The organism is Proteiniborus ethanoligenes (assembly GCF_900107485.1).
GTDB lineage: Bacteria > Bacillota > Clostridia > Tissierellales > Proteiniboraceae > Proteiniborus > Proteiniborus ethanoligenes.
In genome coordinates this window covers 1-15,601 of record NZ_FNQE01000007.1, presented here as the reverse complement: position 1 = coordinate 15,601, position 15,601 = coordinate 1, and the positions used below count along the sequence as shown (strand labels likewise).

Here is a 15,601-nt window from a genome sequence, read left to right as displayed (position 1 = left end):
GGTAGACTATATAATGAATAAATGACCAAAATAGGGTATCATGTTAATAGAGTATAAAAAACTCATTTGTTAGAGGATATGATTTAATGAACTCATCACATATTTGTCAATATCTATATAAAGAAATACAAGAGCATTATGTAAAAGGCAAGGTGCATTCTGTATTTGAAAATAGCTTTAATGTATTAGATGGAGACAACAGGCTTATTTCTTTTCTAAGCTCAAATAAGCCTATGGCACCTCATTCAATAAAGCTAAAAGACCAGATTTCATTTATAGATGTAGGACTTGAAAGAGGTCAAGAGCTTGAATTTCACCAAGATTATGTTTTGATTAAAGATTTAAATAAAAAGATTAATTATGGAAAAGCTTTTCTATGGGATAAAAAACCAATATTGTTTACAAATGAGAAATTGAGAAAAGATTTAACAGAAAACGTTTCCATTAAAATCAAAAAAATAGGTGAATTTCTATTGAATGAAGGCAGTAAAGAAGGAATCTATCCGTTGCTGCAGGTCCTTAGGGGAAAAATAAAAGGAATAGATACAATTCTAGCAGATAATATCACCCTTGGAAGAAATGAAGAATTTATTAAAGAACGGTTTTTAGACTTTATGGACAGCTATATTAAAGAGGATATAGACAATATTTCCTCAAGAGCTCAAAGAATAGTTGGGTTTGGTGTAGGATTAACTCCTTCTATGGATGACTTTATATCAGGAATGATGGTCTCCAGAATATATCTTTTTTCTTATTTTAATCAACAAACAGAAAAAGCTTTAAAGCTTAACAAAGCTATTGTTAAACATATAAAAAACAAAACCACATTAGTTAGTGAAGAAATGCTTATGTTTGCTTCCTTAGGCGAAGTCAATGAGGATGTAAGGAACTTAATGCTTTCCTTATTAACTAATAGCCCCATAGATGAGCTATACAATAACTTAAGAAAAGTTGCTAGCTTTGGAGCTACTTCGGGGACAGATATCATATCAGGTATATATGTTGGTAGCTGTATAATATTTAATCTAATACAACAGGAGGTTGATAGTAATGAGTAGTGTTAAATTTGAAATAAGAAAAAATTCATACTATGATTCAGTTACATTGATGCTTATTTCAAAAGAAATTAAAAAAATAGACGGAGTTCAAGAAGCACTTGTAGGTATGGGTACAGATTTAAACAAAGAATTAGCTGAAAATCTTGCAATAACAAATGATGAAATTAAAGAGCTTACTCCAAATGACTTCTTTGTAAGTGTTCTTGCAGATGATAACGTACAAATCGAAACAATATCTGGTGAAGTAGACAGATTACTTAGCCAAAAGAAGCAAAGCAGTGATTCAGACTATATGCCACCAACATTAGAGTCTGCTATAAACCACAGCCCAGATTCTAATATAGTAGTTATCTCAGTAGCAGGAGAATATGCAGCTGCAGAAGCAAAAAAAGCACTAAACAACAATTTACATGTAATGCTGTTTAGTGATAACGTAACAGTAGAGCAAGAAAAAGAATTAAAAGAATTAGCTTGTGAAAAAGGCCTGCTAATGATGGGTCCAGACTGTGGAACAGCTATAATAAATAATGTTCCATTAGCATTTGCAAACGTAATTAGAAAAGGTAATATAGGAGTAGTAGGAGCATCAGGTACAGGAACACAAGAAGTAACAGTTATAATAGACAAGCTAGGAGAAGGAGTATCTCAAGTAATTGGAACTGGCGGTAGAGACCTTAAATCAGAAATAGGCGGACTTATGATGCTACAAGGAATAGAAGCATTAAAGAACGACCCAGAAACAAAAGTAATAGTTCTTATATCAAAGCCACCAGCAGAAGAAGTAGCTGAAAAAGTAATGAAGGCTATTGAAAATTCACCAAAGCCAGTAGTAGTAGATTTCATAGGTGGAGATAGAGAGCTAATAGAAAAATATGGTGCACATGCTTGTGTATCTCTTGAAGATGCTGCAAGAAAAGCAGTTGCTCTATTAAGAGGAGAAGAAGCTAAAGATTTTGAAGGCTTTGACTTATCAGATGAAGAAATTGAAAAAATAGTAGCTGGAGAAGTTAGCAAACTCCACAAGGATCAAAAATATCTAAGAGGCTTCTACACAGGTGGAACATTAACAGATGAAGCAATGAAGCTACTTAGTGCAGATATAGAAAACATATACTCAAACATACCATTATCACCTGAATACAAGCTAGAAGATGCAAAAGTAAGCAAAGAGCATACATGTATAGACTTTGGTGATGATGAATTTACAAAAGGAAGACCTCACCCAATGATAGATCCAGTAGCGAGAGTAGAGCGTCTTACAAAAGAAGATGACGAAGAGGTAGCAGTAGTTCTTATGGACTTTGTATTAGGATATGGATCACACGAAGATCCAGTAGGAGAAATGCTTCCAGCAATAAAAGCAGCCAAAGAAAGAATGGCAAGTAAAGGGAGACATCTTTGTGTAGTAGGCTCAATCTGTGGTACAGAAAATGATCCACAAGGTCTTGAAGAATCACAAAGAAGATTAGAAGAAGCAGGAGTAATAGTAATGCCTTCAAATGCTCAAGCTGTAAGATTAACAGGACTTATCCTTAACAAAATTAAATAGGTTTGGAGGGTATGAAAATGTCAAATATAAATAAACTATTCAAAGAAGAACTTAAAGTAGTCAATATAGGACTCGAATCCTTCTATAATGATTTGAAAAAGCAAAAGGTTTCTGCAATTCATGTGAATTGGAGACCAGCTGCAGGAGGAAATAAAAAACTGGCTTCACTTTTATCAAGATTGAAATAGATAATAAAAACTAACAAATCAAGAGGAGTGATATAAATGATAGCTGAAAAAATTGCGCAAGCTAACAAGGAAGCTATAGAAAAGCTGTTAAGTGCTCAACCTACACTTGTTGGTATAGGAACAGTAGGTGAAAACGTACCAGGAATGACTAAAAAAACTGTATTGCACTCAGGACCACCAGTAAAATGGGAAAATATGAGTGGTCCAATGAGAGGAGCAGTAATAGGTGGACTTATTTATGAAGGACTTGCAGCAAATGAAGAAGAAGCTGTAAAACTAGCAGAATCAGGAGAAATTACATTTGATTCTTGCCACCATCATGATTCAGTAGGTCCAATGGCAGGAGTAACTACTTACTCAATGCCTGTATGGATAGTACAAAACAAAACTTTTGGAAACTACGCTTACTGTACATTAAATGAAGGCTTAGGAAAAGTTCTTCGTTATGGAGCATATGGCGAAGAAGTAATCACTAGACTTAAATGGATGGAAACAGTATTAGGACCAGTTCTTAAAGCAGCTCTAGAGCTTTCAGGCGAAATAGACCTAAAAACAATGATAGCTCAAGTAATTCAAATGGGCGATGAAGGACATAATAGAAATAAAGCAGGTACATCATTATTAATAAGAGAATTAGCACCATATATAGTACAAACTAGTTTCTCAGAAGCTGACAAGGTAGAAGTACTTAAGTTCATGCATAGTAATGACCACTTCTTCCTAAACTTAACAATGCCAGCAGCTAAATGTTCATTAGAGCCAATGGCAAACACTAAGTACAGTACTCTTTTATATACTATGGCTAGAAATGGTACTGAGTTTGGTATAAGAGTAGCAGGATTAGGAAACAGATGGTTCACAGCTCCAGCAGAAATAATAGATGGACTATACTTCCCAGGATACTCAACAGAAGATGCAAACCCAGATATAGGAGACAGTGCTATAACTGAAACATGTGGAATAGGCGGATTTGCTATGGCAGCTGCTATACCAATAGTTCAATTCGTTGGAGGAACACCACAAGACGCATTAAACTACTCAAAATCAATGTATGAAATAACTGAAGCAGAAAATAATGCATATAAAATACCAGTTCTTGATTTCAGAGGGTCAGCAACGGGTATAGATATACAAAAGGTAGTTGAAACTGGCATTCGCCCAATAATCAACACAGGTATTGCACACAAAGATGCAGGAGTAGGTCAAGTTGGAGCAGGTTTAGTTCATCCACCTATGAAATGCTTCGAGGATGCATTAGAAGCTTTTGTTGAAATGTTGGAAGCAGAAGGTGCAATATAACCTTTTTAAATAAACATACTATAGACTCTATCCACAGAGGTAGAGTCTATAGAAAAAATACTTAAAATACAAGGAGGAATTTATCATGTTACAAAATTGGGATAAGGTAAAAATGTATGATTTAACTCAAAACACAAGTCATTTAACACCACCATGGCCAACTTATGAGCCACTTCAAGTTAAATTCTTTAAAAGATTATCACCAAATGGTGCTAATGGACAATTAATCACTACATCAAATCACGTAGGAACACACTTAGATGGTCCATTACATTTTGATACAGCAGGAAGAGATATTGCATCATTAGAATTAACTAAATTAGTAGGACCTGGAGTAGTAGTTGACCTATCAGATATAGCTGAAGATTATGGAATTTACACTCCACAAGATATTATGGATAGAGTAGAAGTTAAAAAAGGAGACATCCTTATTATCAATACTGGGTACCATAAATATGGCTGGGAAAGCCCAGAAGCAGACGAAAAAAGATATATGTTAAGACATCCAGGACCATCAATGGACTTTGTTGATTGGGTAAAAGAAATGGAAATCGCTTGGATCGGAGTAGACTGTGGTTCAGCAGACCATCCAATGAACACTAAGATTCGTGATTGGGAACCAAAAGAAGCAGAAGCAGCAGACAGATACATGCAAGCAAAATATGGTAAAACATTAAACGAAATGTATCCTTGGCCAGATGTATACCAAGCAATGCATATTCAAGTATTCCCAAAACCACATGAAATAATCCATGCTGAAAACCTAGGTGGAGAAATCGATAAGGTACTTAACAAACGTCTAATCATCGGTTGCTTCCCTTGGAAATTTGAAGGTGGAGAATCAGCATTCTGCCGTATCGTAGCTTTTGACGCTGAATAATTAACTAGAAATATAGACTAAATGGACTACCCGCCTTTGGCGGGTAGCTATTTAATTAAGTATATATTATTTATTCTTCATTTCATTATGAGCGAAGAATCTAAAATACTATTAAGTAAGGAGGGCGAACATATTGAAACTAGCTTTAGATAATATAAAAGTACTAGACTTGACCAGGGTATTAGCAGGGCCTTATGCAACTATGATACTAGGTGACCTAGGAGCAGATATAATTAAAATAGAAATGCCAGGTACAGGAGACGATTCAAGAGCTTTTGGCCCTTATGTAAAAGATGAAAGTGCATATTTTATGAGCCTTAATAGAAATAAAAGAAGTATAACACTTAACCTAAAATCAGAAAAAGGTAAAGAAACCTTTTTAGAAATGGTTAAAAAAGCTGACGTAGTAGTAGAAAATTTTAGACCTGGAACTATGGAAAAGCTAGGCCTAGGCTATGACTACCTATCCCAAGTAAATCCAAAGATAATATATGCAGCATCCTCAGGCTTTGGCCATACAGGACCTTATAGTCAAAGAGCAGCATATGACTCAGTAGTACAGGCAATGGGCGGTATCATGAGCATAACAGGAGAAAAAGGTGGCAAGCCAGTTAGAGTAGGCTCATCTATAGCAGATATAAACTCAGGCTTATTTACTGCAATAGGTATACTAGCAGCACTAAACAACAGACATGAGACAGGAAAAGGACAAAAAGTTGATGTAGCTATGCTAGATTCTCTAGTAGCAATACTTGAAAATGCAGTTGCACGTTATGTAGTAACAGGTGAAGCACCAAAACCAGGAGGAAACAGACATCCTTCTATAGTACCTTTTGAACCATTTGATACAAAGAATGGAGAAGTAGTAGTAGCAGCAGGAAACGATGTTTTATGGGCTAAGTTCTGTGAAGTATTAGGAAAAGAAGAACTAATAAATGATGAAAGATTTGCAACAAACCCACTAAGAAATGAAAACTATGACCAATTAAGACCATTAATAGCAGAGCCAATGAAGGAAAAAACAACAGAAGAGTGGCTTGAGATCTTAGATAAAGCAGGGGTGCCAAATGGACCAATCAACACTATAGATAAAGTTTTACAAGACCCACAAGTAATAGCTAGAGAAATGATAGTGGAAGTAGAGCATCCTGTTGCAGGAAATCTTAAAATGCCTGGAGTGCCTATAAAGCTAAGCGATACACCAGGTAGTGTAAGAACACCAGCACCTTTATTAGGTCAACACACAGAAGAAATACTAAAAGAATTATTAGGATATGATGACGAAAAGATTCAAAGCTTAAGAGACGAAAAAGCACTTTAGCATATAGGCTCCTCTAAAGGGGAGCCTAAATTTCTGAGCAGATAAAAAATAATAGTATTATTTTACAAAATATTGTATAATTTTCTGGGAGGGATGCAAGTGGAAAAAGTAGTAGTTGCATTAGGAGGAAATGCTTTACAAGCACCAGACAGCCTAGCTACAGCAGAGGCACAGCTGGAGGTAATAAAAACAACAACAGTGTATTTAGCGGATATAATTGAGGAAGGCTATAACCTTATCGTAGCTCACGGTAACGGGCCACAAGTAGGCAGAATAGTTATTCAAAACGAAGTAGCAGACAGTGTAACACCAGCTATGCCATTTGACGTATGTGGAGCTATGAGTCAAGGAATGATAGGATATCATATGCAACAAGCACTAGGGGATGAGCTAAGAAGTAGAGGAATAAACAAGCCAGTAGCTACAATAGTTACGCAGGTAGTAGTAGATAAGGATGACGATGCTTTCAAAAACCCAACAAAGCCAATAGGTCCATTCTATACTAAAGAAGAAGCAGACAAAATAGCAGAAGAAAAAGGCTATGTAATGGTAGAAGACTCAGGTAGAGGATATAGAAGAGTAGTAGCTTCTCCTACACCACAAAGAATAGTTGAAATAGAAACGGTAAAAACTCTAGTAAATAACAACAATATAGTTATAACAGTAGGTGGCGGCGGTATACCAGTAATAGAAGAAGATGGAAAGCTATCAGGTGCAGCTGCAGTTATAGACAAAGACTTAGCATCACAAAGATTAGCGGAAGACACAGATGCAGACATACTAGTTATACTTACAGGAGTACCAAGAGTAGCTATTAACTTTGGCAAACCAGATCAAAAAGAATTAGACGTAGTAACACCAGAGAAAATGAGACAATATGCAGCAGAAGGACACTTTGCACCAGGCAGCATGCTTCCAAAAGTAATAGCAGCCATAGAATTCGCAGAATCAAAACCAGGTAGAAAAGCAGTAATAGCATCACTAGACAAAGCAAAAGAAGCATTAAAAGGTGAGAGTGGAACTATAATAGAGGCGTAGGTTGTATCATACCAAGCAAAGTACTCTTGCCATTTCGAGTGAAGTACTTTTGTCATTCCGAGCGAAGCGAGGAATCTCTAAACTGTAATAAAACAATCAAAAATCTAAAAACAAGTGCATCTATCCATAAAGATAGGTGCATTTTTTACCCTTAAAGTTAGAAACTAAATAAATAGACAAATTCTCCTAGCAACAATATTGACTAAGACAATATTTAAAAGTATAATATAAGTAAATTGACCGAATTAGTAGACAGAAAATTGGGGGTGGACGCTTGATAGGATTAGAATATATATTAAACCTTTACAATATGCAGCATGTAGAACTAGCAGAAAGATTAGGCATAAGAAAGCAAAATATAAATATGTGGATTAAAGGCAAGCAAAATATACCAAAAAAATATATACCCATCCTTGAAGAAATATTTGGACTTAAAAAAGAATATTTTACAAAAGAATTAGACGAAATAGATAAGTTAGAAATTCAAAAAGAAAAACTAAAAAGAGATTTAAAACCAGTAATAAAAAAACAAGAACAACAATTTATGGTAGGAGAAATCAATGACATTGTAGAAGTACCTATATATGATAAAGAAGAAATAAACACTATTGAAAGAAGTATAGAAAAGGCAAAACTAGTATCAAGGTTTAAAGAAACTTTAGATGTAGTAGATAACAACCCTTATATGGATACATATAAACTTATCATAGAGCTATTAGAAAAAGTTCAACATGAAGTCATAGTTCATAAAACCATAGAAGCCCTAGCCCATTACTTTGAAGTAATACCAGACTGGGTAGCCAGTAGTCCAGAACAAGATGAATTTGAAGAAGAAATATTTGAAGTATTTGATGACCATAACTTTTAAATTGAGGATCATGTAGGGGAGAGCTTTGCTCTCAAGGAAGAAGAACTTGTCATTCTGAACGCTAGTGAAGAATCTCATGTTTTTAAAAATTAACACCAACAAAGGAGGATAACATATGACAACAGCAAACATTGGATTTGAAGAAACCCTGTGGAAAGCAGCAGACAAATTAAGAGGCAGTATGGATGCCAGTGATTATAAGCATGTAATATTAGGACTTATATTTTTAAAATATATTTCAGACAAATTTGAAACTAAATACATAGAACTAGTAGAAGAAGGAGAAGGTTTCGAAGAAGACAGAGATGAATATACATATGAAAATATATTTTGGGTACCAAAAGAGGCTAGATGGGATTACATAAAAGACAATGCAAAGGACCCTAAAATAGGTCAATATATAGATGATGCTATGATAGCAATAGAAAAAGAAAATATAACACTAAAGGGAGTATTAGATAAAAGATATGCAAGACCAGAACTAGATAAAAGAAGACTAGGAGAACTAATAGACTTAATATCCGCAATCAAGCTTCATAAAAATGGAGAAAAAGACTTACTAGGTAGAGTGTACGAATATTTCCTAGGTCAATTTGCCAGTGTAGAAGGCAAAAGTGGAGGAGAATTCTATACACCTACATCAGTAGTTAAAACCTTAGTAGAAATGATAGAACCCTATGAAGGAAGAATATACGACCCTTGCTGTGGCTCAGGCGGTATGTTTGTACAATCTGAAAAATTCGTAGAAGAACATCAAGGAAGAGTAGAGAATTTATCTATTTATGGTCAAGAACTCAATTCTACTACCTGGAAGCTTTGCAAAATGAACCTTGCCATAAGAGGATTAGATGCTAATTTAGGACCACATCATGATGATACCTTCCATAATGATTTACATAAAACCTTAAAGGCAGATTATATACTAGCAAATCCCCCTTTTAACGTTAGTGATTGGGGTGGAGCAAGACTTACAGATGATGTAAGATGGAAATATGGAGTTCCACCAGAAGGCAATGCCAACTATGCATGGCTACAGCATATGATTTATCATTTAGCACCAAATGGAGTAGCAGGAATAGTACTAGCAAATGGCTCACTTAGCTCTAACACATCCAACGAAGGAGAAATAAGAAAGAATTTACTTGAATCGGATTTAGTAGATGCTATAGTAGCATTGCCAGATAAACTGTTCTACTCTACAGGAATACCAGTATCATTATGGATATTGAACAGAAACAAAAAAGACAATCCAAAATACAGAAGAAGAGAACATAAAGTCTTATTCATAGATGCCAGAAATCTTGGCGAAATGATAGATAGAAGACATAGGGAACTAACAGATGAAGACATCAGAAAAATAGCAGACACATATCATAGATGGAGAAACGAAGCCAGTCATTCTGAACAAAGTGAAGAATCTATCTACTATACAAGTAGAGGAGAGCTTAGCTCTCCAGGGAAAAAGGTAGAAAATGAAGAATTGCCTTTGGTTGCTGAAGGTGGGGTAATATATGGTGGATACGAAGATATCAAAGGCTTTTGCTACAGTGCAACCATAGAAGAAATAAGGGAACATGAATATATCCTAACACCAGGCAGATATGTAGGTATAGAAGAAGTAGAAGATGACGGAATACCTTTTGAAGATAAAATGGAGAATTTGACATCAGAACTATCCGAGCTATTCGCCAAATCCAAACGCCTAGAAGAAGAAATAAGAAAGAATCTAGGGGGGATTGGGTATGGGATATAGCAAATTGAGAATTGACAATGGAGAATTATGTAGGGGAGAGCTTTGCTCTCCAGCAATAAGAACCGAGAATGGAGAATTGAGAATTCATAAAGAATTTGTCATTCTGAGCGAAGCGAAGAATCCCTCTTTTGACTTGGAAGTAGGTGAAGTTTGTGAGTAGGGAGTGGAAGAACACTGAAGTTGGCGTAATACCTGTGGATTGGGAAGTTAATCAAATTCAAGAAATAGGCGATGTAGTAGGGGGAGGAACTCCAAAAACTACAATTGAAGATTATTGGAATGGAGACATTTCGTGGATTACTCCAAAAGATTTATCAAATCATTCAGGAAGATATGTTTTTAAAGGCGAAAGAAGTATAACTAAAAGAGGTTTGGATAATTCAAGTGCTAAAATAATTCCTAAAGGAACAATATTGTTTAGTTCAAGGGCACCTATAGGATATCTTGCAATAGCTGGCAAAGACATGTGTACAAATCAAGGATTTAAAAGTATAGTTTGTAATGAAAAAAAAGCAAATAATATATTTTTATATTATTTAATGATGATAAAAAGATACGAACTTGAAAATATTGCTGGAGGGTCAACTTTCAAGGAGGTATCAGGAAAAATTGTAAAGGAATTTAAAATACAAGTTCCACCCCTAGAAGAACAAAAAGCCATAGCCAACATCCTCTCAACCCTAGACGAAAAGATAGAGGCAAACAATCAAATCAACAAAAAATTAGAGGAAATGGCACAGACTATTTTCAAGCACTGGTTCATAGACTTTGAATTCCCAAACGAAAACGGTGAACCTTACAAATCCAGTGGCGGAGAAATGATAGAGAGCGAATTAGGCATGATTCCTAAAGGGTGGGAAGTAGGGATATTAAGCAATTTAATTGAAATTACAAGTGGAAAACGTCCAGCCAAAAAATCTGAATCAAAAGATGAAAGTTTTATTTTCCCTTTAATAGGGGCAAGTTCAATTATGGGATATTCTGAAGATTACAATTTCAATGAACAAGTATTGGTCATTGGAAGAGTTGGAACTCATGGCGTTGTTCAAAGATTCAATAGAAAGATATGGGCATCTGACAACACATTAATTATTAAATCAAAAGCATATGAGTACATTTACCAGATACTTAACGCAATCGATTATTCTGCTTTAAACAGAGGATCTACGCAACCATTGATTACACAAACGGATATTAAAAATTACAGTGTTTTAATTCCTGTATCAGAAATATTAGAAAAATATGAGAAACTTATTGGAAGTATATTTTTTCTTCATTCAAATAAATGTGATGAAAATGAAAAACTTAATTATCTCCGAGACACCCTCCTACCCAAACTAATGTCAGGAGAAATACGAGTACCAATAGATAATTAATAATCAACAATTAAGAATTGAGAATTAATAATGCTTAGCTCACATAATTCTCAATTCTCAATTCAAAAAGAGGTGATATCTATGAAATTCGGACCTAGAAAACCAAGTCTTAAAAAGCGAATATCAGCAAGAACAAGCATAAAAAGACAAGTAGTCCATAGGGCAGGATTAAAAATGCCTAAAGGCTATGGCTGGGTTAGAAATCCTAAAAAATATATGTATAACAAAGTTTACAACAGAACTACCTTTGATATTTTTAAATTGTTTAAGAAATTGTTTAAATAACTATTTAACTAAATCCAATAAAAATCAGTTGTTCGGAAATTCCGACTGACTGAAAACAGGGAAAGGGGGAAATCATTTGAATTTTACTGAAGATTATTTAGAGAAAGCTGCTATAGAGATATTACACGGACTAGGATATGAACATGTATTTGCACCAGACATATCCTGTGATGGAGAATATCCAGAGAGAAAAGATTATCGTGAAGTTATCTTAGAAGGAAGAGTAAAAGATGCGTTGTTTAGAATCAATAGAGATCTACCAGAAGAAGCATTAGAAGATGCATACAGACAAATAATAACCTTTAATAGTCCAATGCTAGAAGAAAACAACAGAGCATTTCACAAGCTTCTAGTAGAAGGTATAGAGGTATCCTATCAGGAAAAAGGACATATTAGAACAAAAAGAGCCTATGTCATAGATTTTCACAATCCAGAAAACAATCAATTTTTAGTAGCTAATCAATTCACCATAATAGAAAAGGAAGAAAGAAGACCAGACCTTATACTATTTGTCAATGGTATTCCATTAGTAGTCATAGAACTAAAATCGGCCAGCGATGAAAATGTAGGTATAGAACAGGCATACAATCAAATACAAACATATAAAAAAGATATTCCTTCACTATTCAATTACAATGGTTTCTGTATATTATCTGATGGAATCAATGCAAAAGCAGGTACCATAACTTCAAAGGAAGAAAGATTTATGAATTGGAGAAGCGTTGACGGAGAGAATATTGAGCCATTTTCAAAACCACAGTATGAAGTTTTATTTGGCGGTATGTTAGCAAAAGACAGACTATTAGATATAATCCAAAACTTTATATTATTTCACGAATCAAAGGAAGAAGAAATAGATACATATGGAAACAAAATAGGGCATAGAAAAACTATAATCAAAATACTCGCTGCATATCATCAGTATTTTGCTGTAAAAAAAGCCATAGAAAAAACAAAAGAAGCCACCAGCGAAGATGGAGATAGAAAAATAGGAGTTATATGGCATACTCAAGGCTCAGGAAAGAGTCTTTCAATGGTATTTTATACAGCAGGTCTAGTAAAAGAACTAAATAATCCAACCATAGTAGTAATTACAGATAGAAATGATTTAGATGACCAACTATTTGAAACTTTCTCCAAATCCCAAGATATATTAAGACAAACACCAAAGCAAGCAGACGTGAGAAAGCTTACAGAACTTCAAAAATCCCAACAGCTAAGCAGCAATTCAAAAGAAATAAACGGACTATATGATTTATTAAATGACAGAGAATCAGGTGGGATCATATTTACTACTATTCAAAAATTCACACCAGAAGATGGAGATATGCCAGTTTTAACAGATAGAAAAAATGTGATTATTATAGCAGATGAAGCACATAGGTCCCAATATGGACTAGAACCTAAAACAGATATAAAGACTGGAGAAGTAAAATATGGCTATGCTAAATATTTAAGAGACGCACTACCTAATGCTTCATTTATAGGATTTACAGGAACACCTATAGACTTAGAAGATCGTTCTACAACAGCAGTATTTGGACACTATATAGATACATATGATATGACAAGAGCAGTTGAAGATGAAGCAACAGTAAGGATTTACTATGAGAACAGAATCATAAAACTTGATACAGACGAAGAGGAAATAATAAAAATAGATGATGAATTCGAAGAGGTTACAGAAGGGCAAGAAGAGCTTGAAAGAGAAAAAAGCAAAGCTAAATGGTCAAGACTAGAAGCAGTAGTTGGCTCACCTAACAGAATCAAAAAACTAGCAGAAGATATAGTAAATCATTATGAAGAAAAATCAAAAACCATAGATGGTAAAGCAATGATTGTATGCATGAGTAGAAGAATATGCGTAGACCTCTATGATGAAATAGTAAATCTAAGACCAGATTGGCATAGTGACGACTTAGATAAAGGTAAAATCAAAGTCGTAATGACTGGCTCGGCAGCAGATAATGAAAGACTACAAAAACATGTAGGCGGCAAGCAAAGAAGAGAAACATTAGCCAAGAGAATGAAGGACAATAATGACGAGCTGAAAATAGTAATAGTTCGCGACATGTGGCTAACAGGCTTTGATGTACCTTCCATGCATACCATGTATATAGACAAGCCAATGAAAGGTCATAATCTAATGCAAGCAATAGCAAGAGTAAATAGAGTATTTAGAGACAAATCAGGTGGAGTAATAGTAGATTATATAGGTATTTTTGAAAGCCTAAAAAGAGCCTTAAAACAATATACAGATTCAGATAAGAAAAATACAGGAATAGACACATCAGTAGCTGTATCTATAATGCTAGAAAAGCTAGAGATACTTCAAGATATGATGCATGGCTATGATTATTCAAAATACATGGGAGACTCACAAGTTGAAAGAATAAGAGCCATTACAGGTGGAATGGATTTTATCCTTGGTAAACCAGAAAAAGAACAGAAAGAATTTAAAAATATAGCCATAGAACTGGCAAAAGCTCATTCCTTATGTGCAGCCACAGAAGTAGGAAAAGAAAAAGCATTAGAAGTAAGCTATTTTAAAGCAGTAAAGGCAAGCTTATCAAAGCTTCAGGAAAAAGGATTGCCCAAAAAATCAAAAAGAGAAATTGAAGCAAGGATTAATCAAATGTTAGAACGCTCCATTATATCAGAAGAGGTAATAGATGTATTCGATGCCATGGGACTAAAAAGACCAGATGTATCTATATTATCAGAGGAGTTCTTAGAAGAAGTCAGAGGAATGAAGCATAAAAACCTAGCAGTAGAAATGCTTAAAAAACTCTTAGAAGGTAATATAAAATCAATGGAAAAGAGAAACTTAGTAAAATCTGAAAAGTTTTCAGAAAAACTAAAAAAAGCTCTAAATAAATACCGTAACCAAGCAATAACCAATGCAGAAGTAATAGAAGAACTAATCAGAATGGCTCATGAAATAACAAAATCAAACGAAGAAGAAAAGGAATTAGGACTTAATGAAGATGAAATAGCATTTTACTATGCACTAACAGCAGACGAAGTAGTTAAAAAAATCATGGATGACGAAACCTTAAAGAAAATAGCCCAAGAACTAACTGTAGCCATTAGAAACAACATTACCATAGACTGGAGCATAAGAAGAAGTGCCCAAGCAGGTATGAGAAGGATCATAAAAAGACTTCTAGCCAAATACGACTATCCACCAGAAGAAGCAAAAAACGCCCTAAAAGTCGTAATGAGACAAGCAGAAAAAATGTGCGGAAATATATATATGGAAGAAAGTCAGTATGATAAAGTGGCAGAGGAGAATCAGGATTATTTGATGAGGTAGACTTGGACAATTTTATAAACTATGAAACAAATTATTGTTATATTAAATATTCATAAACAAGCATTATTCCTTATAGGTAATCTAATTTTTTAGTAAATAAATAAAAATAAATTTCAAATCCTTATAGATATCATAGGTATCACGTATTTATCATAATTGAAAAAATAAAAAAAATCAAGAAAAGCGTATTGACAACATTTTACAATAATAGTATATTATACATAAAGACTTATTTATTAAATAAATAATAATAATAAACTTTTAATAAAATCTAATTGTATTTAAATGCAATAATTTTGTTGATTTAAATTTATAGAGATGAGCATAATTAATAAAATTTGACTAGAGAAACTTTAAAATTAAATATCAAATATATACTCATCTAGAACAGACATAAAATAATAGGTTTTGTCTTGAAAATGGAAATTTTAAAAGAAAATAAAACAAAAAGTGCATAGCAAAGCTAAGGTTGGTATTTCTGAATTCTAAAAACCAAAAGAGTAGGCTCTGAAATTACTATGAAGCTTTTTTAAACTTAGTTAAGGACCTAATTTTATCCTTTTGATTATCAGCAATAGCCGCAAGAGCCAAGGATAAAAGTGTAATATGACCTAAAGTATTTAAATTAGTAATAGAATTGATATTGCGTACTATAGGATTCTCAAGATTC

General features: G+C 34.1%; 13 protein-coding genes. All 13 read left to right on the top strand.

The features are described 5' to 3' along the window. The first annotated feature begins 86 nt into the window (after positions 1-86). Positions 87-1,058, top strand: a complete 972-nt coding sequence (locus BLV37_RS04040; protein WP_091727631.1) for an oxamate carbamoyltransferase subunit AllH family protein — start codon at positions 87-89, stop codon at positions 1,056-1,058. Beyond that, on the top strand, positions 1,051-2,607 hold the full coding sequence (gene fdrA, locus BLV37_RS04035) for an acyl-CoA synthetase FdrA (RefSeq protein ID WP_091727628.1): 1,557 nt from the start codon (positions 1,051-1,053) through the stop codon (positions 2,605-2,607). Before BLV37_RS04040 ends, fdrA begins: the two co-directional genes overlap by 8 nt. Before the next feature lie 17 nt (positions 2,608-2,624). Continuing rightward, positions 2,625-2,795, top strand: a complete 171-nt coding sequence (locus BLV37_RS04030; protein WP_091727626.1) for a fdrA domain protein — start codon at positions 2,625-2,627, stop codon at positions 2,793-2,795. A 36-nt stretch (positions 2,796-2,831) separates the two neighbouring features. Then, complete coding sequence (locus tag BLV37_RS04025) at positions 2,832-4,094, top strand: YlbE family protein (RefSeq protein ID WP_091727623.1); 1,263 nt, start codon at positions 2,832-2,834, stop codon at positions 4,092-4,094. An 85-nt stretch (positions 4,095-4,179) separates the two neighbouring features. Continuing rightward, positions 4,180-4,974: a cyclase family protein gene (locus BLV37_RS04020; RefSeq protein WP_091727619.1), complete on the top strand. Its 795-nt coding sequence runs from the start codon at positions 4,180-4,182 to the stop codon at positions 4,972-4,974. Between the two features lie 133 nt (positions 4,975-5,107). Beyond that, a complete protein-coding gene (locus BLV37_RS04015; RefSeq protein ID WP_091727616.1) occupies positions 5,108-6,295 on the top strand; it encodes a CaiB/BaiF CoA transferase family protein in 1,188 nt (395 codons plus the stop codon). A gap of 99 nt (positions 6,296-6,394) precedes the next feature. Next, complete coding sequence (gene arcC, locus BLV37_RS04010) at positions 6,395-7,333, top strand: carbamate kinase (RefSeq protein WP_208975195.1); 939 nt, start codon at positions 6,395-6,397, stop codon at positions 7,331-7,333. Between the two features lie 274 nt (positions 7,334-7,607). Next, positions 7,608-8,201: a helix-turn-helix domain-containing protein gene (locus tag BLV37_RS04005; RefSeq protein WP_091727611.1), complete on the top strand. Its 594-nt coding sequence runs from the start codon at positions 7,608-7,610 to the stop codon at positions 8,199-8,201. Positions 8,202-8,316: 115 nt separating this feature from the next. Next, on the top strand, positions 8,317-9,954 hold the full coding sequence (locus BLV37_RS04000; protein ID WP_091727608.1) for a class I SAM-dependent DNA methyltransferase: 1,638 nt from the start codon (positions 8,317-8,319) through the stop codon (positions 9,952-9,954). Continuing rightward, positions 9,944-10,114, top strand: coding sequence for a hypothetical protein (locus BLV37_RS14975; protein WP_176967865.1), 171 nt, complete (start codon positions 9,944-9,946; stop codon positions 10,112-10,114). Before BLV37_RS04000 ends, BLV37_RS14975 begins: the two co-directional genes overlap by 11 nt. After that, the gene (locus tag BLV37_RS03995) at positions 10,107-11,330 is read left to right on the top strand and encodes a restriction endonuclease subunit S (protein WP_176967864.1); all 1,224 of its coding nucleotides are present in this window, start codon (positions 10,107-10,109) and stop codon (positions 11,328-11,330) included. The genes BLV37_RS14975 and BLV37_RS03995 overlap by 8 nt, the downstream gene beginning before the upstream one ends. An 81-nt stretch (positions 11,331-11,411) precedes the next feature. After that, positions 11,412-11,615: a hypothetical protein gene (locus BLV37_RS03990; protein ID WP_091727603.1), complete on the top strand. Its 204-nt coding sequence runs from the start codon at positions 11,412-11,414 to the stop codon at positions 11,613-11,615. Between the two features lie 76 nt (positions 11,616-11,691). Then, complete coding sequence (locus tag BLV37_RS03985; protein ID WP_208975194.1) at positions 11,692-14,931, top strand: type I restriction endonuclease subunit R; 3,240 nt, start codon at positions 11,692-11,694, stop codon at positions 14,929-14,931. Positions 14,932-15,601 lie beyond the last annotated feature (670 nt).

Bases quoted from the DNA above. Each gene is read 5' to 3' on its own strand.
- fdrA (WP_091727628.1), top strand. From the start codon at position 1,051: ATGAGTAGTGTTAAATTTGAAATAAGAAAAAATTCATACTATGATTCA.
- BLV37_RS04025 (WP_091727623.1), top strand. From the start codon at position 2,832: ATGATAGCTGAAAAAATTGCGCAAGCTAACAAGGAAGCTATAGAAAAG.
- BLV37_RS03990 (WP_091727603.1), top strand. From the start codon at position 11,412: ATGAAATTCGGACCTAGAAAACCAAGTCTTAAAAAGCGAATATCAGCA.
- BLV37_RS04040 (WP_091727631.1), top strand. From the start codon at position 87: ATGAACTCATCACATATTTGTCAATATCTATATAAAGAAATACAAGAG.
- BLV37_RS04020 (WP_091727619.1), top strand. From the start codon at position 4,180: ATGTTACAAAATTGGGATAAGGTAAAAATGTATGATTTAACTCAAAAC.
- BLV37_RS14975 (WP_176967865.1), top strand. From the start codon at position 9,944: ATGGGATATAGCAAATTGAGAATTGACAATGGAGAATTATGTAGGGGA.
- BLV37_RS04030 (WP_091727626.1), top strand. From the start codon at position 2,625: ATGTCAAATATAAATAAACTATTCAAAGAAGAACTTAAAGTAGTCAAT.
- BLV37_RS04000 (WP_091727608.1), top strand. From the start codon at position 8,317: ATGACAACAGCAAACATTGGATTTGAAGAAACCCTGTGGAAAGCAGCA.